Consider the following 20,439-nt stretch of genomic DNA (forward strand, 5'->3'; position numbering starts at 1 on the left):
AATAATAATTGGAGTAAAAATAATGATTGAAATACCCTTTCTAAAACCGAAAGTTATACCTTATGAAAAATATGTAAACTATTTAAAATATATAGACGAAAGCAAAATCTACAGTAATTATGGACCGTTAAATAGAATGTTTGAAGACCGCATTTTATTAGAGTACTTCAATGGCATAGGTGCCGTTACAACAGTGAATAACGCTACAACGGGATTAATATTAGCAATAAATGAATTGAAAAGACCAAGAGGAAAGTATGCTTTAATGCCAAGTTTTACTTTTTCAGCAACACCCCTCGCTGCAATGTGGTGCGGGCTTGAACCATATTTTATAGATATAGATGAAAACACGTGGGAAATGGATAGAGATCACTTAAGTAGTGCTCTAAACAGGCTTGGAGATGAAGTTGCAATTGTCATTCCATATGCTACTTTCGGCAATAACATTGATCTTTCTTACTACAGTCTCATACACCAACAAGGAATCCCTGTAGTAATAGATGCAGCACCTGGTTTTGGGGCAAGTGATCAAGGGACACAATTTGGCCAGGATTTTTCCGGAGCTGTTGTATATAGCTTTCATGCTACAAAACCGTTTGGCATTGGAGAAGGTGGCTTGGTTTATAGTAGCGATGAAGAAATAATCCACAAAGTTAGGGCATCTGGCAATTTTGGATATTTAGGAACAAGAGAATCAAAAAGTATGGGACTAAACTCAAAACTTCCTGAATTATTTGCGGCTATTGGATTGGCGACATTGGATCATTTAAGTGAGAAAATAGCGAGTAGATTACGGGTTATTGAAAGCTACCAAAAAGAACTTGAAGCTCATAATTTAATAAGTTTAGGCTGGAAAACCCAACAAACAACCGGGCAAATTCCCCACCAATTTTTTTCGGTGTTATGCCCCGTGGGTGAATATAATGATTACTACATTAAAAAGCTGGGGGAGAAGAAAATTCAAGCATTAAAATATTTTTCCCCTGCTTGCCATGAACAAGAGCAGTTTATTAAATTTTTTCATTCAGATTTGACAATAACCGAAGGAATTTCTAAACGAATTCTTTCTTTGCCGTTCTGGGAGGGTATGGAGCAAGATACTATTTCACGGATTATTAAAACTCTAATTTCATAATTTACAAACGCGGAACAAAATGTAGTCGTTATGTCTATTTTTCACTGTGTTTATCAAACAAGCATATTAAAATTTAACATTCATTATTTTTATCCGATGTAATAAATAGATAATCATTAGGGGGATAAAAATATGGTCTCTGTCGATTCGATTTCACGATCAACAATAGGAGAAATAACTGTCGAACCAAAAAGTTCACTCCCAATGCTTCCGCAAGAGAAAGAATCTAACACCGTAGAACAGCAGCAGCTTGAGAACTTGAACGATAATAATATTAAAGAAGAAGAGTTAGATAAAGCTGTAAAAGATTTGAATAACTTTTTAGATACTTCACATACACATCTAAAATATGTTTTCCACGACAAGCTAGAGAGATATTATGTTACTTTAATTGACGATGAAACGAAAGAAACTGTAAAGGAAATCCCAGCAAAGAAACTATTGGATGTCTATGCTTCCATGAGAGAATATTTGGGCTTGTTTGTTGATGATAAAATTTAAGGGGAGGTTTTAATCTATGTTTACCAACCAAATGAGGATTACCGGGTTTGCGTCAGGCCTTGATACAACCTCAATGATCAGGGATTTGATGACGGCGGAAAGAGCCCCGTTGGATAAGCTATTTCAACAAAAAGAATGGCTGCAATGGCAGCGGGATGCTTATCGAGATGTAAATCTGGAGATTGCTACTTTTAGAAACAAAGCAGACAAATTAAGATTTTCCTCTGGCTTTAACGGTTTTAGTGCATCTTCTTCCGATACTTCGAGGGCATTAGTTGCTGCACAAAGCAATGCCGTAGCCGGCTCGTACAATCTGACTATTAACAGTTTGGCGGAGGTCGCAAAAATAAAGACGGTTAACGCTATAATTAAATCTGATGGAACTGCTGCACAAGCAACGGATAAGATACTTGCTGCTGGCCAGACAGCTTCTTTTACAATTGAATCCTTAAATGGACAGGCTTCTATAACAATTACTGAAGACGATACATACTCGTCTTTGGCAAGCAAAATCAGTTCCGCAACTGATGCAACTACTGGTATTTCACTAGGCGTGCGTGCCTCTTTTGATGCTACGACATCACGATTTGTCCTATCCTCAAAGGAAATGGGTGGAAATCAAAAAATTGTTCTGACTGATACATCGGCGGCTGGTTCTACCAATGTAGCAGGATTAATCACTAATGGTGGCTCAGCAGCGCAGTCGTCCGGCACAGCCACCGTGGCAGCAAATGTTACGGGCACTTACGGAGAAATTGTATTTGATGGTACGCTGATTCAGAATTTGAAATCAAATAAAGTCTCTGTGTACGGGGTCGACCTGACTCTTTTAAAAGCGGATCCTGTTAATACAACCACAATATCTGTTAACTCAGATACTGAATCTATTTTTGCAAATATAAAAGATTTTGTTGAAAGTTATAATTCCTTAATTGATAGCTTTAATACCAAGATAAAAGAACCGAAGGATCGTGATTATCGGCCATTAACTGATGCGCAACGGGAAGAGTTATCAGAAAAAGAAGCAGAAAAATGGGATGAGAAGGCAAAGCAAGGCCTGCTTTATAATGACCAAATTTTACGTGAGACGTTAACTAAGTTAAGGGGAAGTATGTACACTCCGGTAGCAGGGATTCCGAATGGGCAGTTAAGAATGCTGTCTGAATTGGGTATCAAAAGTCCTTATATGTCGCTCGACGGAAAGCTTGAAATCGATGAAGCTAAATTAAGAGAAGCCATTGCCAACAAACCCGATGAAATTGAAGCGTTATTCACAAGTGAAGATGGGATAGCGTCCAGAGTATATGAAGAAGTGAATAAGGCGATTGATAAGTTAAATAAAAAAGCTGGAGGGCCCCAAACAAGTCCTAACTTGGATAGTAGCGCTCTTGGCAAATCTATCGCTGGTATAGGCCAGCAAATGATATCCTGGGAAGACAAGCTTGCTAGAATAGAAGAACGATACTGGAAACAATTCACGGCCATGGAAACCGCTTTGAGTAAGATGAACGAGCAAAGCAATTACATTACGGGCATGATAGGTTAAATATAACAGGAAGTCTGGGAGGACATATGTTGCAAAACCATTATGAAAAGTATCAACAAAACGCTGTTTTGACTTCGTCACCTGGTGAATTAACGTTAATGCTATATAATGGCTGCCTCAAGTTTATTCATGTAGCTAAGAAGGCTATTGAAGACAAAGATATAGAGACAAAGCATATTAACATTTCTAAAGCACAAAATATAATCACAGAGTTAATCGTAACCTTAAATTTGGATTACTCTATAGCGAAAGAAATGAGAAGACTTTATGACTATATAAACCGCCGATTAATTGACGCTAATTTAAAAAATGATATCTCCATTCTAAATGAAGTGGAAGAGCTAGTTACTGACTTTAGAGATACTTGGAAAGAAGTCATCGCCATAAACAGAAAAAAGCAATTCAGAACTAGCGGACAAGCATAATGAACCAGATTCTTTCTTTGATTGAGCTGACTGATAAACTCGATACGATCCTCAAAGAAGTACCACAAGGTGATCAGAGAGAAATGGTGATCGAGGAAGTTACCAAAACATTAGACTTGAGAGAAGAACTTTTGCTTGGTATGAAGGAAATGATCTTTTCAGATGAAGAGAAAGAGCAGCTTAAGCAGATCAATGAAAAAAATAAAGCCATAATGATAAAGATCAGTCAATTGAAAAATATAATTCAGAATGATATTTTAACAGCTAAAAAAGGGAAAGGTGCCTTCAAAGGTTATCACCAGCTTTACCAACCTTCAACTCAAGACGGATACTATTTCGATAAGAAGAAATAATGACCCCATATGGGGTTTTTTCTTTGTATGTAGTGTGAACAATAATCGGGACTCGCAGTAAATTGTTAAACACAAATCAGTTCTTAAATTTCTCTGTTCAAACAATTTTTTTCGACAAAACTTTTCAAATTATTTCTCTGTTTTTGCAGGAGTTTTCTGGGGTAAAATAGAAATGTATTTACATAGCCTTAACATTTGTGAGGTGAGGTAAGAAGCAAGGATTGGATTCCGTTGCTAATACCGCAATTGGATAATAAAAAGGAGGAGTTCACTTATGAATTATAACATTCGTGGTGAAAACATTGAGGTAACTCCAGCAATTAAAGAGTATGTAGAGAAAAAAATTGCTAAGTTGGAACGCTATTTTGCTGAAACTCCTGATGCAAATGTTTATGTAAACTTAAAAACTTATAATGATGGAAGATCAAAAGTGGAAGTCACCATTCCGATGCCGAATTTAGTGCTGCGGGCGGAGGAAGATCATGATGATATGTATGCGGCAATCGATTTGATTACCGATAAATTGGAACGGCAAATTCGCAAGCACAAAACAAAGGTTAACCGCAAGTTTCGTGAAAAAGGCGACATTAACGAAATGTTTACAACTGTTGATGAGGCAGGTTCTCCGCAAGTTGAAGAGGATAACGATCTGGAAGTGGTCCGCCAAAAGAGCTTTGACCTGAAGCCAATGGACAGTGAAGAAGCCATTTTGCAAATGAACATGCTCGGCCACAGCTTTTACGTGTTTACAAACGCCGAAACAAACCTCACAAACGTCGTTTACAAACGAAAAGATGGCCGCTATGGCCTGATTGAAGCCCAATAACATGGTTGCTGAACGCAGTCCTGATTTTTCAGGGCTGTTTTTTATGATGCGTTTTTTATTTGACACAACATGGGGTTCTTATAAATAAGCGGCCAAAAAGGGCTTCGACATGAGAAAAGCCTGTTTATAAGCTTGTTCGAAATCATTTTTTCCAAAATGCTCATAAAATTTCGTGCTTCTAAATATTTTGTATATTTCTTATAATTGAACTATGCGATAACGCATGGACAATTTGGACGTTGTTCGTAAAAGGATGAAACGGGTGATTTAATGAAACAGCTTCATATTTTTTTAGCGTTTTTCCGGGTGGGGATTCTTGGCTACGGGGGTGGTCCCTCGTCGATCCCGCTCGTGCATAAAGAGGTGGTTGAGAAATACAAATGGATGGATTCAGATGAGTTTGGTGATGTTCTTGCTCTTGGCAACGCGCTCCCCGGCCCGATTGCCACGAAAATGGCCGGTTATATCGGTTACCGTGTTGGCGGCTACACCGGAATGCTCAATGCTCTTGTTGCGACAATGGTGCCGACGATTGTACTGATGATCCTGCTGCTCAATGTTCTGAATGCTTATAAAGATGAACCGTGGGTTACCGGCATGGCGGCAGCCGTTGTCCCCGTTGTAGCCGTGATGCTGGCAACATTAACATGGGACTTTTTTAATAAGTCCGGAAAGTCGGCTCTTGGCTGGGTCTGGACAGCTATTTTTGTTGTCGCGGGCCTGTTCTTAATTGAAATGCTCGGGGTCCATCCAGCGTTCATCATTTTGGCTCTCTTATTAGGAGCACTGTTTAAAAAGGATTCGGCTAAAAAGAATGAGGCAGAAAAGGAGAACAGTACATCATGATTTATTTTCAAATATTCCTGGCCTTTTTTTTACCCGGTATCCTTGGCTACGGCGGAGGGCCGGCTTCGATTCCGCTTATTGAAAATGAAGTGGTTGACCGGTATGAATGGTTGACGGTTAATGAATTCAGTGAAGTTCTGGCCTTAGGGAACTCATTGCCCGGACCGATTGCCACGAAAATGGCCGGCTATATTGGTTACGAACAGGGCGGGATTCTTGGCGCTGTCGTTGGTGTCTTTGCTACGGTTGCCCCATCGCTTATTTTGATGATTTCCTTGCTCGGCTTGTTGATGAAATATAAGGAATCGCCAAGGGTCAAGCGGATGACAACCGTAATCCGGCCGGTCATTGCAGTTTTGCTCGGCGTTATGACGTATGATTTCCTGTTTTCTTCGTATGAAAGTGTTGGTGCTTTACAAACGATTGTGATCGGCACGATCAGCTTTCTTTTAATGGAAAAATTCAAGGTTCACCCTGCCTATGTCATTGCCGGAGCACTTGTGTATGGGGCGCTTGTATTGTCATAACTGCCTGCGCACGGCTAAATATTAAATACGCGGAGTTGAAAAAATTTTATCGAGTTAGCAATCTAGAAAACTTTTAACTTGCTTGAAATAAGGGAATGGATTACTAACTCTTGCAATAATATGAAGAAGTAGTGCCAAATCCATAAACAGTTCAGGGAGGTTATCAATTTTGACATTTTCGATTATTGGTTATGATCCAGAAGAAAAAGAATGGGGAATCGCCGTTCAATCCAAGTTTCTCGCTGTCGGTGCAGTCGTACCGTGGGCTAAAGCCGGCGTAGGTGCAGTTGCGACCCAGGCTTTCGCCAATACAGCTTACGGGCCAAAAGCTTTGAACCTGATGGAGCAAGGGAAATCAGCAGAAGAAGCTCTTAAAATCATGACCGAGGAAGATCCGGACCGGGAGCAGCGCCAGGTTGGAATCATCGATGCAAACGGCAATCCGGCCTCTTTTACCGGTGATGGCTGTTACAATTGGGCTGGAGGAATCACCGGCCGGCATTTTACTGCCCAGGGAAATATCCTCGTCGATCAACGGACCGTCCAGGAAATGGCGATCATTTTTACGAAAACAAAAGGAAGCCTGGCAGAAAAGCTGCTTGCTGCCCTCCAGGCCGGCCAGCAAGCAGGTGGAGACAGCCGCGGCCAGCAGTCCGCAGCGCTTCTCGTTGTAAAAGAACAGGGAGGATATGGACGATTCAACGACCGGTATATTGACCTGCGGGTCGATGATCATCCCGAACCGATTAAAGAGCTGATTCGGATTTATGAGCTTCAGCAGCTGTATTTTTCTCCTTCAAGACCGGATAAAATTGTTCCGCTTGACGGAGAAATAAGAGATTCCGTTGAACAGGAGTTGACACGGCACGGTTATGCAAATTCAAACCCGTTAGTCGACGAAGACCTGTTCAGCGCCCTTACTAAGTACATCCGCACTGAAAATCTTGAGGCCCGTGAACAGGCGCAGGGGCACATCGATACAGATGTACTGGATTACATGAAAAGACAGAAATGATTTTAAGCAGCAGCTGCAGATGTAATGCGGCTGCTGTTTGCATATCGGTGTAAAACCTTTCAGAATTTCTTAGTATTTGGAAAAAGGCTCCTAGTTACGATAAGTTGTCACTACATAGCGAAAGTGGTAGTATTAATAAGGAATATATTAAAACGGTTGGAAGGATTCAGCGTAAAAAAAGCGAATCTTTTTTTAGTTGTCTTTTATGTTGTTATTTCATAAGTGAGGTAATTAAGGCCTCTCATATTTTTATAATAAAAAAGGAGCGTTTATCATGCTTGGAATTTTAAATAAAGTATTTGATCAAAATAAACGCGATTTAAAACGCCTGGCAAAGCTGGCTGATGAGGTAGACAGCCTCGCTCAGGATATGAAACAATTATCGGATGAAGATCTTCGTCAGAAAACGGAGGAGTTTAAAGCCCGCTACCAAAAAGGCGAAGCACTTGAGAATTTGCTTCCTGAAGCATTTGCGGTGGTCCGAGAAGCAGCGAAGCGTGTGCTTGGCCTGTATCCTTACCATGTCCAGTTAATGGGGGGAGCTGCCCTCCATGACGGGAATATTGCCGAAATGAAAACCGGTGAAGGTAAAACGTTAACAGCGACCATGCCCGTTTATTTAAATGCGATTACTGGTAAAGGTGTTCACGTTATTACCGTCAACGAATACCTTGCCAGCCGTGATGCGACCGAAATGGGACGTCTTTATGAGTTTCTTGGCCTGACAGTCGGCCTGAATTTAAACGGCCTTTCGAAGGAAGAAAAGCAAGCGGCTTATGCAGCTGATATTACGTATGGTACAAATAATGAATTCGGGTTTGATTATTTGCGTGATAACATGGTGCTCTACAAGCATCAAAAGGTTCAGCGCCCGCTTTACTTTGCGGTCATTGATGAGGTTGACTCGATTTTAATCGATGAAGCGCGGACACCGTTGATCATTTCAGGAACTGCGCAAAAGTCTACTCAGCTTTATATTCAGGCAAATGCGTTTGTCAGGACGTTAACTAGAGACGATGATTACACATATGATGAAAAAACGAAGAGTGTACAGCTGACAGAGGAAGGGATGACGAAAGCCGAGAAGGCGTTCGGTATCGATAACTTGTTTGATATTTCCCATGTCTCTTTAAACCACCACATCAGCCAGGCGCTTAAAGCTCATGCCAGCATGCATCTGGATGTGGATTATGTGGTTCAGGACGGCGAAATTGTGATTGTTGACCAATTTACCGGCCGCTTAATGAAAGGGCGCCGTTACAGCGACGGCCTCCACCAGGCAATTGAGGCAAAAGAAGGCCTTGAAGTCCAAAATGAAAGCATGACCCTCGCCACCATTACATTCCAGAATTACTTCCGTATGTATGAAAAACTTTCCGGGATGACCGGTACGGCGAAAACGGAAGAAGAGGAATTCCGCAATATTTACAATATGAATGTTATTGCGATCGCGACGAATAAGCCGATAATTCGTGATGACCGTGCAGACCTTATCTATGCTTCAATGGAAGGAAAATTCCGGGCTGTCGTCGAGGATATTGCCGAGCGTTACGAAAAAGGCCAGCCCGTTCTGGTTGGTACAGTGGCGATTGAAACATCTGAATTAATTTCCAAGCTTCTATCGAAAAAAGGCGTCCGCCACAATGTGCTCAATGCGAAAAACCATGGCCGTGAAGCCGAAATTATTGCGAATGCCGGTGAACGTGGATCCGTCACGATTGCAACAAACATGGCCGGCCGCGGTACCGATATTAAGCTTGGTGAAGGTGTGGTAGACCTTGGCGGTTTGGCCGTTGTCGGTACGGAACGGCATGAGAGCCGCCGGATTGATAACCAGCTGCGCGGTCGTTCCGGACGTCAGGGAGACCCGGGGGTGACCCAGTTCTATCTTTCGATGGAGGATGAACTGATGCGCCGCTTCGGCTCTGACAATATGAAAGCGATGATGACTCGCCTTGGCATGGATGATTCCCAGCCGATCCAGAGCAAAATGGTTTCCAAAGCTGTCGAATCAGCGCAAAAACGCGTTGAAGGCAATAACTTTGATGCCCGTAAGCAGCTCCTTCAGTACGATGATGTTCTGCGCCAACAGCGTGAAATTATTTACAAACAGCGCAACGAGGTATTGGAGTCGGAAAACCTGCGCGAGATTGTCGAAAATATGATTCATGGTGTGCTTTCCCGCCATGTTGAAGCCCATACACCGGGTAATGAAGATCCGGAACAATGGGATCTGCAGGGCATTGTTGACTATGTCAACGGAAACCTTCTTAAGGAAGGCGACATTACAACCGATGATTTGCGCGGAAAAGAAGCTGAAGAGATCATCGAGATCATTTTTGCAAAAGTAAAAGACCGTTATGATGAAAAAGAATCTGTTCTGGACAATGAGCAAATGCGCGAATTTGAGAAGGTTATCGTTCTCCGTGCCGTTGACTCTAAATGGATGGATCATATTGATGCGATGGACCAGCTCCGCCAAGGTATTCACCTGCGCGCATATGGACAAACGGATCCACTCCGTGAATACCAGCACGAAGGCTTCGCTATGTTTGAAACTATGATTGAGTCAATTGAAGAAGATGTTGCAAAATACATCATGAAAGCGGAAATCCGCAATAACCTTGAGCGCCAGGAGGTTGCCAAAGGTCATGCGGTAAATCCTAAGGAAGATGGGGAAAAGGTCAAGAAAAAGCCGGTTGTCAAAGAAATTCAACTTGGCCGTAATGACCCATGCTACTGTGGAAGCGGCAAAAAATATAAAAACTGCCACGGAATTAGCGGATAAGCCAATACAATAAGCATGAAAAGAGGGCCAGGCAAGCTCTGCCGGCCCTCTTTTACCTGCCAGAGTATCTTTGCAGAGCTTCAAACGATATACTAATAAAAACTCTTAGAGGTGACCGAATATGGAATTAGCGGATATTCGCAATGAATTAGAAAAAACAGCTAAGAAATTAGCGGACTTCAGGGGGTCTCTTTGACCTTGAAAATAAAGAGGCCAGAATAGCAGAACTTGATGAAGTCATGCTGCAGCCCGGTTTCTGGGATGATCAGCAAAAAGCCCAGACCGTCATTAATGAAGGGAACGCATTAAAAGAGCTCGTCAATGAATTCAAAAGCCTTTATGAGACTTATGAAAATTTAGAGCTTACCTATGAGCTTGTTCGTGAAGAACCTGATGAGGAGCTACAGGAAGAGCTTTCTTCGGAAATGATCGAATTAAGAGACCGTCTCAACGACTTTGAACTCCAGCTTCTCCTAAGCGAGGAATATGATAAAAACAACGCCATTCTTGAACTTCATCCGGGAGCAGGCGGAACCGAATCCCAGGACTGGGGTTCAATGCTGCTGCGCATGTATACCCGCTGGGCCGAAAAGAAAGGCTTTAAAGTCGAAACCCTCGACTATCTTCCCGGAGATGAGGCGGGAATCAAGAGTGTCACCCTTGCGATCAAAGGGCATAATGCTTATGGCTACTTGAAAGCGGAAAAAGGCGTGCACCGTCTTGTCAGGATTTCTCCTTTTGATTCATCGGGGCGGCGCCATACTTCGTTCGCTTCCTGTGAAGTGATGCCTGAATTCAATGACGAGATTGAAATTGATATTCGTACCGAAGATTTGAAAATCGACACTTATAGGGCGAGCGGTGCCGGAGGACAGCATATCAATACAACCGATTCTGCCGTCCGGATTACGCATCTGCCGACCGGTGTTGTCGTTACTTGCCAAACAGAGCGTTCACAGATCAAGAACCGCGAGCATGCGATGAAAATGCTCAAGGCAAAATTATATCAACGCAAGATTGAAGAACAGGAACAAGAGCTTGCCGAAATCCGTGGCGAACAGAAGGAGATTGGCTGGGGCAGCCAAATCCGCTCGTACGTTTTCCACCCTTATTCAATGGTGAAAGATCACCGCACCAACACGGAAGTCGGTAACATCCAGGCCGTAATGGACGGTGAACTGGATGTGTTCATAAACGCCTATTTGCGATCAAGGTTAAACTAAATGGGAAAGCCTTTTGCTGGAATCTGGCAGAGGCTTTTTCTATTGTTTACATTCCCTTAGCAGCACTGCTTAAATTCCATTAATGAATGAGGATTTAATCCTTTAACACGGCAATACAGCGCCATTTACACAAAATCTCCTTCCATGCTATACTCACTTTCGGTCGAAAGAAAGTGTGAATTTAAAGGAGTAAACCGAGAAATGAAGCGAATGTATACTATATATACAAATCATCCATTATTAGCGAGGTTCATAGAGTATTTCTATGTTTTAGTTGGATCAGCAATTGTGGCACTCGCCTTTAATGTCTTCCTGCTGCCAAACCGGGTGGCTTCGGGTGGTGTGAGCGGAATCAGTACAATTCTAAATGCTGTGATAGAATGGGAGCCTGCTTATGTGCAATGGGCTTTTAATATTCCGCTCTTTGTTGCCGGGTTAATCTTTCTTGGCAAGCAATTTGGGGCAAAAACGCTTGCCGGTACGATCTTCTTGCCGCTTGTCGTATTCCTATCCAACGATCTAGAACCATGGACCAGCGATCCTTTGCTTGGCTCTTTATTCGGCGGCATTGGTGTCGGGCTTGGTCTCGGAATTGTCTTTCGCGGAAAAGCATCAACAGGCGGAACGGATTTAGCTGCGCAAATCATTCATAAGTATACAGGCTTTTCGCTTGGCAGAAGCGTTGCCCTCATTGACGGTCTAATAGTCTTGTCGGCCGCGATCGTCTTTGATATCGAAAGTGGTTTATATGCTTTAATAGGGCTTTATGTAACGAGTAAAACGATTGATTTCGTCCAAGTAGGCTTGGGACGATCAAAGATGGCGATGATTATTACAAACAGGCAGGACGAAGTCCGTGAAGCCATTTTGATTAAAATAGACCGGGGTGTGACAAAACTATCAGCATATGGTGGTTTTACGGACCATGAGAGGCCAATCTTAATGTGTGTCGTCGATCAAACTGAGTTCACAAAATTGAAACAACTAGTAAAAAGCATTGATCCAACTGCATTTGTGATTGTTATGGATGCTGCAGAGGTATTGGGAGAGGGTTTCAAACGAGCATGAGATTGGTATAATGTAACTGTACTATGCAATTTTTAACTCTCGGGGGGATATTAGTGAAAAAGAAGTTGCTCGCTTTAATGATGGGTACTGCTCTTGTGTTGGCTGCCTGTGGAGGCGGCGATGAAGCTGCTGATGACAAAGCAACAAAAGATGGCGAAGAAACAACAACAGCCAGCGGCGGAGATGCTGAAAAGCTTTATAACCAAAAATGTTTACAATGCCACGGGGAAAACCTCGAGGGTGGAGCAGGCCCTGCTCTCGATAAAGTAGGCGCTGATCTATCAAAAGAAGATATTGAAACGATTATTGCTGAGGGAAAAGGAATTATGCCGGCTGGAGCATTAAAAGGTGAAGAAGCCTCGACTGTTGCCGACTGGCTGGCAGCAAAAAAATAAGTGAATAAAGCCCGAAAAACGTTCTGTATATAGCAGAACGTTTTTTATATTAGAAAAATAGTATTTTTTAAGGACCTTGTCATGAAATAATAAATGGTAGAACCTTCACTAACTGTCTTGCTGTTAAGAAAAATCTTCGTCTTTTTGCCCCTTTTTTATAAATCTCCCAATTCGGATGAAATTATTTGTTACATTACTGTTACGTAAATGTCATATTAGTAACATTAAAAATGCGATTTTAAAAATTTTTTGTAGAATATTGGCTTAAAGATAGAATGGAAAATTAAAATTATAATAGATTTATTAACCAACAGAGGAAAAATGTAGTTATTTCGTACTAAAATGAAATGAAAATGTAATATTTATTCGGTTTATTTGACAATTTATGATGTTATAATAGTCTAGGCAAGAGGCGAAAAGGCTTGTTGCTATTGTCTAGTTATGTGCCACGGATAAGAAATTTGTCGAAATCGACGAAGATTGTCAAAAGATGTAAAATGATAAAATCTTATTGGCATATATTTTAAGTTCAGGTGATGGTATAAATGATAGAAATGCAATCAGTTTTTAAAAAGTACCCAAACGGTGTGATCGCCGTTAACGGAATAGATGTGACAATTAAGCAAGGCGAATTTGTATATGTAGTTGGTCCAAGTGGTGCGGGGAAATCTACTTTCATTAAAATGATGTATCGTGAGGAAAAACCTTCAAAAGGGGCGATCCTGATTAATGGAATAGACCTTGGGAAACTAAAGCCCAAAAAGGTTCCGCTATTGCGCCGAAACATAGGCGTTGTTTTTCAAGACTTTAAATTGCTTCCGACATTAAGCGTCTATGAAAACGTCGCGTTTGCCTTAGAGGTTATCGAAGAACAGCCGAAACAAATAAAGAAGCGCGTTTTGGAGACGCTCGAGCTTGTTGGATTAAAACATAAAGCAAGAATGCTTCCAACCGAGCTTTCAGGTGGCGAGCAGCAGCGTGTTTCGATCGCCCGTTCGATTGTTAACGCTCCTAAGTTAGTAATTGCCGATGAACCAACCGGAAACCTTGACCCTGATACATCATGGGAAATTATGAACATATTTGATGAAATCAACACGAGAGGGACGACCGTGGTCATGGCAACACATAATAAGGAAATTGTTAATACGATCACCCATCGTGTTATTGCGATTGAGAACGGGAAAATTGCCCGGGATGAACAGAGGGGGGAATACGGCTATGAAAGCTAGAACCCTTCGCCGTCATGTTAGAGAGAGCTTTAAAAGTTTGGGAAGAAACGGCTGGATGACCTTTGCGTCAGTCAGCGCCGTTACCGTAACATTAATTTTAGTTGGCGTCTTTTTCGTTATTATGATGAATCTCAATAAAGTAGCTACAACTATTGAAGAGAACGTCGAAATTCGCGTGCACATCGATATCGCTGCCACTGAGCAGGACCAAGAGGTTTTAAAGCAACAGATTGAACAGATTCCCGAGGTGAGCAGCACTACATATTCACCAAAAGAAAAAGAACTGACTAATCTGATCGAAAGCCTTGGAGAAGAAGGGGAAATATTCCAGTTGTTTGAACAGGATAACCCATTGAACGATGTATTTATCGTAAAAACGAAAAATCCAACAGACACAATGGCTGTTGCAAAGAAAATTGAGAAGATGCAGTACGCTTCAAATGTTAAATATGGACAAGGCTCCATAGAAAAGCTATTTGCATTTATCGAAACGAGCCGCAATGTTGGGCTTGTGCTAATAATCGGTTTATTATTTACCGCGATGTTTCTGATTTCAAATACGATCAAGATCACGATCGTAGCGAGAAGAAAAGAAATTGAGATTATGAAATTGGTAGGAGCAACCAATTCCTTTATCCGCTGGCCATTCTTTTTAGAAGGGTTGTGGCTTGGAATTCTTGGCTCAATTGTGCCAATTGCGATTATTGCCGTTACTTATCGCTATGCTTACGACTATATCGAACCAAGATTAACTAACCATTTTATTAAGCTTCTTGAATTTAATCCATTCGTTTACCAAGTTGCGGGGCTTCTCATTTTAATGGGAGCGATCATCGGAATTTGGGGCAGCTTAATGTCAGTACGCAAGTTTTTAAAAGTGTAGAAAGCTTGTGACCTCAGGTCGGGGTCTGTGAAGTAAGCCTTCTGCGCATTCATTGTATAGACGAATTAACTGGGGCCAAAGGTTCACCATTGTATGAGATTAGTAGATCAACCTGGAAGTCGAAAGGAGAATTCGGAATTTGAAACATTCATTATTAACTCTCACGGTTGTTGCAACTGTGGGAATGGGGAGTATTTTAACAGGGGCAGGTGCTAGTCCAGCATTAGCATCTACAAAATTACAAGAATTAGAGAATCAGAAGAAAGCCCTCCAGCAGGAACGTTCAGGCATTAATTCCGGAATTAATGAAGCAGAAGGTCAAATAAACCAACTGCAGGGACAGCAGGATAATGTTCAAAATGAAATTCAGCAAATTGAACTTGTAATAAACGATACGAACAGTAAAATCGCAGAAAAAGAGGGTCAAATTGAAGCAACAAAAGTCGAAATTGAAAAGCTTCAAGGTGAGATCCAAGTATTAATGGAAAGAATCGAAAAGAGAAATCAAATGCTCAAGGACCGGGCCCGTTCATTCCAGGAAACTGGCGGCTCAGTCAGCTATGTTGATGTGTTAATGGGCGCACAAAGCTTTAGTGATTTTATCGACCGTGTCGGAGCAGTAACGACGATTGTTGAGGCGGACCAGGGTATTCTTCGTCAGCATCGTGAAGACAAAGAACTTCTTGAGAAAAAGCAGACAGAAGTCCAACAGCAACTTGCAGACCTTGAAAAAATGCATGCAGATTTGGAAAACATGAGACAACAGCTTGATTCTCAAAAAGCTGAACAAAATAGACTGATGGCAAGCCTTGAACAGCAGGAACAGCATGTCGAGGATCATAAAATGAGCCTAGAAGAGGAAGCTGCAATTCTTGCCGCCCAGGAAACGGCAATGGCACAAGCTATCCAAATGGAACAGCAACGCCAGGCTGAACTTGCAAGGCAGGCTGCCGAATTAGAAAAGAAAAGAAAAGAGCAGGAAGCTGCAGCTAAAGCAACCGGCAACAAAGGTGGAAACAGCAACGGTGCAAGTGTTTCTACTCCTCCAGTAGCAAACGGTGCATTTACAAGACCTGCGAGCGGTCGTCTCACATCTGGGTACGGCATGCGCCCTGGAGGATTCCATTATGGTGCTGATATTGCGAACAGAGCAGACGGTGTACCGATCCTTGCTGCCGCAGACGGTGTAGTAATCAAATCTGAATTTTCTAAGAGCTACGGTAATGTTGTATATATTGCCCATTCGATTAATGGACAAACATTCACATCCGTTTATGCTCATATGAGCAGCCGAGCCGTACAATCTGGATTCGTCGCAAAAGGCCAGCAGATCGGCATTATGGGTAATACCGGTGATTCAGATGGTCAGCACTTGCATTTTGAACTTCATAAAGGTGGATGGAACTCCGCTAAATCTAATGCTGTAAATCCAGCCGCTTATGTCCCGTTGTAAGCATCTCAGGAAGAAGCTCTATGCTTCTTCCTTTTTTCTTTTGACAAAAATCCTAACCATATATGATTCTGATACCCTGTCACTAAAATTTAAAAACTTGTAATCTCCCAAGAAAGAGTATTTTTTATTGTTCATAACTCGTCCCAGTCCACATATATTGATATAGACAGGGATGCTGACGTGAATCTCTACTAGAATGGAGTATTCAGGGAAACCCTGCTTAATGTATTGTTGGAGAAAGAGGGGAAGCTATGAACAATAAGTGGATCGCACTTTTAATGGCCGGTTCGTTGTTTCTTGGATCTGCGGGTACCTATGCTGTAGTGAACTGGCAAGGTACGCCGCAAGAAACTAACGAGGCCCATCAATCAGCGAAAAGATCGCAGGTAGAAGAGAGTACAAGCTTTGTTGATCTGGAAAAAGTGAGTCAGGCCTATAGTTTGATTTTAAATCGCTATGTGGAAAAAGTTGACGAAGAGCAGCTAATCGAAGGGGCAGTACAGGGCATGCTGTCCACACTTGAAGATCCATACTCTGTTTATATGGACAAAGAAACGTCCAGCCAGTTTAATCAAACCTTAGAATCAACCTTTGAAGGAATTGGTGCCGAAGTCAGTATCGTAGACGGTAAAGTTGTGATTGTTGCGCCGTTTAAAGATTCTCCTGCGGAAAAAGCAGGAGTTAAGCCGAATGATGAAATTTTAAAAGTGGACGGTGAAAGTGTCAAAGGACTGGATCTGTATGAAACGACTGTAAAGATCCGCGGTGAAAAGGGTACAAAGGTCGAACTGGAAATTGCGAGGCAAGGATTGAAGGATCCGTTGAAGCTTGAGATAGAACGTGATGAAATACCGCAAATTACTGTTTATGCTGATGTGAAAAAGCAGAATGGCAAACAGATTGGCTATATTGAACTCACCTCTTTTTCGAAAAACACAGCAGCAGAATTTCAAAAGGAATTGAATTTGATGGAAAAAAGAGGCATTGACGGGCTGGCTATTGATGTTCGCGGTAACCCAGGCGGCCTGTTAACAAGTGTCGATGAAATTTTAAAGCAGCTTATTACAGATGAAAAACCTTACGTGCAAATAGAACAACGGGACGGCGAAAAAGATCGATACTTTTCTAATTTGAAAAAGAAAAAGGATTACCCAATTGCTGTATTAATCGATAAAGGAAGCGCGTCTGCAGCAGAAATTTTGGCAGGTGCTTTAAAAGAAGCGGGCGGTTACGCGTTAATCGGCGAAACGACTTTTGGAAAAGGAACGGTTCAGCAGCCCGTACAGATGGCGGACGGAAGCACGATTAAATTAACACTCTTCAAATGGCTGACTCCGGACGGCAACTGGATTCATAACAAAGGGATTGAACCGACAGTCAAAGTCAGCCAGTCGGAAATATTCCAGACACATCCGCTCAAATTGGAAGAGCCACTTAAAAAAGACATGAACAATGAACAGGTTAAAAATATCCAGCAAATGCTTGATGGGCTAGGCTTTGCTCCCGGACGGAGAGACGGTTATTTCAATGCTGGCACAGTTACGGCAGTAAAAGCATTCCAACAGCAGCAAAAAATCAAGCCAACAGGAGTAATCGACCAAAAAACCGCCTCGGCCCTTGAAGCAGCTGTTATCAAAGAAATAAAGAAAGAAGAAAATGATTTTCAACTCCAAACGGCCTTACGCCATCTTGCGAAAAAATGATAGAAACGAAGCTTTTATGAAAAGTAGATTTTAAAAAGGCCTTCCGCCATGTGGAAAGGCCTTTTTGGCTGCTTATTGGTAGAATCGCGGGTGCATTTTAGCTATGAGAGTGGAGATATTTTCCGACAGTTAAAAATTTAATTCGCGATTTAGTCAGTATATGCGCGAAAACTTTTCTCCGCGATCAAAGAAACATATGTGGAACTGAAACAGGGTTAATATGTTGCCAAACCAATGATTATTTATGATGAAATGGGCATTTCCCTTCAATTGGTTTAATGTCATCGCCGATAAAGTACTGCTTCCATTCACGATGCTCAGGGTCGCCGTAGTGGCTAATATTCGGGTGTTTCGGAAGCTGGTCCCATTTCTCCACTCTTTCTCTCACCTTTTCCCGTGACATGATTCCGCCTGGCGATGTTCCTTCGAGTCCTTCAAAAATCCTTCGTGGCTGAAATCCAAGAATAAGGCTGTTTCCAAGGTCACGTGTCTTTCGCTGCTTGTAGGCCGGTGCATTGCCGAACACAAAGAATGGCTCATTTGCGAAAGAAAATGCCCAAAGATAGTGGTCGGGGTCTGTCGGGTAGTCTTTCGGCCATGGCTTAGAGTCTTTTTCATGCAGGTACTGAAGAAGATTCCAGAAATATTCTCTATAGTATTCAAGCGACTTTTCCTCTTTTTCCGGTTCAACAAATAAAAAGAGCCCATGCCTTATTAATTTGGGAGCATTAAACAGGTCAATGAACGCCTCGATTGTTCCCGGAAGTTCGGACCAGTTATCATGAGTGATATATGAGTAACGGAGTTCGCCCCTTTTTTCTGCCGTCATTCCAAAAGTGCATGGAAATGTTTTATCTGTAACCGTTTTGTTAAATGTAGCGTACTCGCGAATGACCCAATCTGGAACGATCTCAGGATTGGTCATATCCTCTTTTTCTAGTAAAAACTCATTGGCCGTGTGCATTGACTCACCTCTTTAAATTTATGTTTGGTGTAATTCCCGTTTGAAAAAGAAAATAAACATTTGAGGAGATTCACAAATTTATTCGGTTTGCAAAAACTAGCAATAGGTTTTAAGTTGTTGGTTTGGTAAAATAGGCTTTAATAGAATGTTTTTAATACACACAATTAAGAGGATTATCATAGAGGCTGGTGACTAGGTTGGCACAAGCGTGGTTAATTGAATTATTAAAAGGGACAGGTAAATTATTGCTCAACCCTGTGTTTTACTATCTTTTCCTATTGGCTGCTATATTGGGAGTTTCCCGGGTGAAACGGGAAAGGAAGAACTTTCATGTCCGTGTGGAGAATGCATATTTTGAATTGCGGCAGCTTTTGCCGACAGGCGCCGTTATTGGAATAGCCATCTCTATCATTTCATTGGCAGCCGGGCTTGTCATTCCGTTTGAAGCCGTCCTGTTAACCGCATGTGCTACAATACTCGCGAGTATCACAACAAAAGTGCGGTTGCTGTCACCTGCGTATACGGTTGGTGCGGCATTTTTCGCCTTCATATTAGCGGTCAATCAAAACTGGTCGATCCCATATTTCCCGGATCTATTTGCTTCACTTGGGAATGGCATTTACCCTGCCATTGCTGTATTAATATCGCTATTAATCATTGGAGAAGGCGTCCTTATTTTAAAAAATGGCCAAAAGGGAACCTCGCCGAAGCTTATAAAAAGTAAGCGTGGGCAGTCAGTCGGAGTTCATGAAGTAAAAAGACTGTGGATGCTGCCTGTGTTCCTTGTAATCCCCGGTGATGCTATTTCAGCCCTATTTGAGTGGTGGCCGATTTTCACAGTGGGAGGCAAGGAGTTTTCGTTTATCCTAGTTCCGTTTGCTGTTGGATTCTACCAGCAAATTCAAGGCATGCTTCCAAAAGAAGCCGTGAAGTTAGTTGGAAAAAGAGTGATTGTCCTAGGAGTAATTACCTTAATCTTTGCAGGAGCCGGATATTGGTGGCCTATCATTTCGATAGCAGTTGTCGCTTTAGCCGTGCTCGGCCGCGAAGTGCTCACTTTAAGGGATCGCCTTTCAGAAGAGAACAAACCATTCTACTTTTCGAAACGAAACAAGGGCCTGATGATTCTCGGGATTATTCTCGATTCACCCGCACACAAAATGGCCTTGCAAGTAGGCGAGCTGATAACAAAGGTCAATGGCATTCAGGTCAATGATGAAAAGGCCTTCTATGAGGCAGTTCAGCGAAACCGCGCCCATTGTAAGCTTGAAATTCTTGATGTGAACGGCGAGATTCGTTTCGTTCAGCGTGCATTATACGAAGGCGACCACCATGAGCTTGGGATTCTGTTTGTGCAGGAAGAGAAGAAGTGGGGTACTGAGGCGGTTTGATGTAAGATTTCATAAATGATTAGAATTGTTTCATAATTAGTTAGAATTCGCTGAAAAAGGAATGCAAAGGACTTTTTTTATAAAAAGGTCCTTTTTTAATTGATGCGTGCCCAGCAAGCCGTTAATTGCTAGTTGGTGAAAGTCCAACCCGAGTAAGTGTCAAGA

19 protein-coding genes are annotated in these 20,439 nt (G+C 42.0%); 18 read left to right on the forward strand and 1 reads right to left on the reverse strand.

Annotated features, from left to right (window positions below; translation table 11 throughout):
* Positions 1-22 precede the first annotated feature (22 nt).
* From CU635_RS09800 to CU635_RS09880, 17 genes are all read left to right on the forward strand, one after another.
* Positions 23-1,135 carry an aminotransferase class I/II-fold pyridoxal phosphate-dependent enzyme gene (locus CU635_RS09800; RefSeq protein WP_101577189.1) on the forward strand — a complete coding sequence of 371 codons (1,113 nt, stop codon included), beginning with the start codon at positions 23-25 and terminating at the stop codon, positions 1,133-1,135.
* 132 nt (positions 1,136-1,267) lie between these two features.
* Positions 1,268-1,636 carry a flagellar protein FlaG gene (gene flaG, locus CU635_RS09805; protein WP_101577190.1) on the forward strand — a complete coding sequence of 123 codons (369 nt, stop codon included), beginning with the start codon at positions 1,268-1,270 and terminating at the stop codon, positions 1,634-1,636.
* 16 nt (positions 1,637-1,652) lie between these two features.
* Positions 1,653-3,182, forward strand: a complete 1,530-nt coding sequence (gene fliD, locus CU635_RS09810; protein ID WP_101577191.1) for a flagellar filament capping protein FliD — start codon at positions 1,653-1,655, stop codon at positions 3,180-3,182.
* Between the two features lie 26 nt (positions 3,183-3,208).
* Positions 3,209-3,607 (forward strand): flagellar export chaperone FliS, encoded by a 399-nt coding sequence (fliS, locus tag CU635_RS09815; protein ID WP_101577192.1) that lies wholly within the window; start codon positions 3,209-3,211, stop codon positions 3,605-3,607.
* Positions 3,607-3,960: a flagellar protein FliT gene (gene fliT, locus CU635_RS09820; protein ID WP_101577193.1), complete on the forward strand. Its 354-nt coding sequence runs from the start codon at positions 3,607-3,609 to the stop codon at positions 3,958-3,960. The genes fliS and fliT overlap by 1 nt, the downstream gene beginning before the upstream one ends.
* A 274-nt stretch (positions 3,961-4,234) precedes the next feature.
* Positions 4,235-4,786, forward strand: coding sequence for a ribosome hibernation-promoting factor, HPF/YfiA family (hpf, locus tag CU635_RS09825; protein ID WP_101577194.1), 552 nt, complete (start codon positions 4,235-4,237; stop codon positions 4,784-4,786).
* A gap of 270 nt (positions 4,787-5,056) precedes the next feature.
* Complete coding sequence (locus CU635_RS09830) at positions 5,057-5,632, forward strand: chromate transporter (RefSeq protein ID WP_101577195.1); 576 nt, start codon at positions 5,057-5,059, stop codon at positions 5,630-5,632.
* On the forward strand, positions 5,629-6,159 hold the full coding sequence (locus CU635_RS09835; protein ID WP_101577196.1) for a chromate transporter: 531 nt from the start codon (positions 5,629-5,631) through the stop codon (positions 6,157-6,159). Before CU635_RS09830 ends, CU635_RS09835 begins: the two co-directional genes overlap by 4 nt.
* 169 nt (positions 6,160-6,328) lie before the next feature.
* The gene (locus tag CU635_RS09840) at positions 6,329-7,174 is read left to right on the forward strand and encodes a DUF1028 domain-containing protein (protein ID WP_101577197.1); all 846 of its coding nucleotides are present in this window, start codon (positions 6,329-6,331) and stop codon (positions 7,172-7,174) included.
* 274 nt (positions 7,175-7,448) lie between these two features.
* Positions 7,449-9,962, forward strand: coding sequence for a preprotein translocase subunit SecA (gene secA / locus CU635_RS09845; RefSeq protein ID WP_101577198.1), 2,514 nt, complete (start codon positions 7,449-7,451; stop codon positions 9,960-9,962).
* Between the two features lie 121 nt (positions 9,963-10,083).
* Positions 10,084-11,185, forward strand: a protein-coding gene (gene prfB, locus CU635_RS09850; protein ID WP_101577199.1) for a peptide chain release factor 2 whose coding sequence is annotated in 2 segments (ribosomal slippage) — positions 10,084-10,155 and positions 10,157-11,185 — 1,101 coding nt in all. Because the reading frame shifts where the segments join, the coding sequence is not laid out codon by codon here.
* Positions 11,186-11,395: 210 nt separating this feature from the next.
* Positions 11,396-12,253, forward strand: a complete 858-nt coding sequence (locus tag CU635_RS09855; RefSeq protein WP_101577208.1) for a YitT family protein — start codon at positions 11,396-11,398, stop codon at positions 12,251-12,253.
* A gap of 53 nt (positions 12,254-12,306) precedes the next feature.
* Positions 12,307-12,648: a cytochrome c551 gene (gene cccB / locus CU635_RS09860; RefSeq protein WP_101577200.1), complete on the forward strand. Its 342-nt coding sequence runs from the start codon at positions 12,307-12,309 to the stop codon at positions 12,646-12,648.
* A gap of 545 nt (positions 12,649-13,193) precedes the next feature.
* A complete protein-coding gene (gene ftsE, locus CU635_RS09865; protein WP_101577201.1) occupies positions 13,194-13,880 on the forward strand; it encodes a cell division ATP-binding protein FtsE in 687 nt (228 codons plus the stop codon).
* Positions 13,870-14,763 (forward strand): permease-like cell division protein FtsX, encoded by an 894-nt coding sequence (gene ftsX / locus CU635_RS09870; protein ID WP_101577202.1) that lies wholly within the window; start codon positions 13,870-13,872, stop codon positions 14,761-14,763. Before ftsE ends, ftsX begins: the two co-directional genes overlap by 11 nt.
* 139 nt (positions 14,764-14,902) lie before the next feature.
* Entirely contained in the window at positions 14,903-16,216 is a 1,314-nt protein-coding gene (locus CU635_RS09875) for a murein hydrolase activator EnvC family protein (RefSeq protein ID WP_101577203.1), read from the forward strand.
* A gap of 251 nt (positions 16,217-16,467) precedes the next feature.
* Entirely contained in the window at positions 16,468-17,919 is a 1,452-nt protein-coding gene (locus CU635_RS09880) for a S41 family peptidase (protein WP_101577204.1), read from the forward strand.
* A 238-nt stretch (positions 17,920-18,157) separates the two neighbouring features.
* Here CU635_RS09880 and CU635_RS09885 read toward each other — a convergent pair whose 3' ends face one another.
* Complete coding sequence (locus tag CU635_RS09885; protein ID WP_101577205.1) at positions 18,158-18,883, reverse strand: YqcI/YcgG family protein; 726 nt, start codon at positions 18,881-18,883, stop codon at positions 18,158-18,160.
* Positions 18,884-19,080: 197 nt separating this feature from the next.
* On the opposite strand from CU635_RS09885, the gene CU635_RS09890 reads away from it, so the two are divergent.
* Positions 19,081-20,274 carry a PDZ domain-containing protein gene (locus CU635_RS09890; protein WP_101577206.1) on the forward strand — a complete coding sequence of 398 codons (1,194 nt, stop codon included), beginning with the start codon at positions 19,081-19,083 and terminating at the stop codon, positions 20,272-20,274.
* Positions 20,275-20,439 lie beyond the last annotated feature (165 nt).

The organism is Bacillus canaveralius, assembly GCF_002860125.1.
Taxonomy (GTDB): domain Bacteria; phylum Bacillota; class Bacilli; order Bacillales; family Cytobacillaceae; genus Bacillus_BJ; species Bacillus_BJ canaveralius.

Coding starts and splice junctions, on each gene's coding strand:
- fliS (WP_101577192.1), top strand. CDS start 3,209: ATGTTGCAAAACCATTATGAAAAGTATCAACAAAACGCTGTTTTGACT.
- CU635_RS09835 (WP_101577196.1), top strand. CDS start 5,629: ATGATTTATTTTCAAATATTCCTGGCCTTTTTTTTACCCGGTATCCTT.
- CU635_RS09855 (WP_101577208.1), top strand. CDS start 11,396: ATGTATACTATATATACAAATCATCCATTATTAGCGAGGTTCATAGAG.
- CU635_RS09800 (WP_101577189.1), top strand. CDS start 23: ATGATTGAAATACCCTTTCTAAAACCGAAAGTTATACCTTATGAAAAA.
- fliD (WP_101577191.1), top strand. CDS start 1,653: ATGTTTACCAACCAAATGAGGATTACCGGGTTTGCGTCAGGCCTTGAT.
- CU635_RS09880 (WP_101577204.1), top strand. CDS start 16,468: ATGAACAATAAGTGGATCGCACTTTTAATGGCCGGTTCGTTGTTTCTT.
- CU635_RS09830 (WP_101577195.1), top strand. CDS start 5,057: ATGAAACAGCTTCATATTTTTTTAGCGTTTTTCCGGGTGGGGATTCTT.
- CU635_RS09885 (WP_101577205.1), bottom strand. CDS start 18,883: ATGCACACGGCCAATGAGTTTTTACTAGAAAAAGAGGATATGACCAAT.
- hpf (WP_101577194.1), top strand. CDS start 4,235: ATGAATTATAACATTCGTGGTGAAAACATTGAGGTAACTCCAGCAATT.
- secA (WP_101577198.1), top strand. CDS start 7,449: ATGCTTGGAATTTTAAATAAAGTATTTGATCAAAATAAACGCGATTTA.
- ftsE (WP_101577201.1), top strand. CDS start 13,194: ATGATAGAAATGCAATCAGTTTTTAAAAAGTACCCAAACGGTGTGATC.
- flaG (WP_101577190.1), top strand. CDS start 1,268: ATGGTCTCTGTCGATTCGATTTCACGATCAACAATAGGAGAAATAACT.
- ftsX (WP_101577202.1), top strand. CDS start 13,870: ATGAAAGCTAGAACCCTTCGCCGTCATGTTAGAGAGAGCTTTAAAAGT.
- fliT (WP_101577193.1), top strand. CDS start 3,607: ATGAACCAGATTCTTTCTTTGATTGAGCTGACTGATAAACTCGATACG.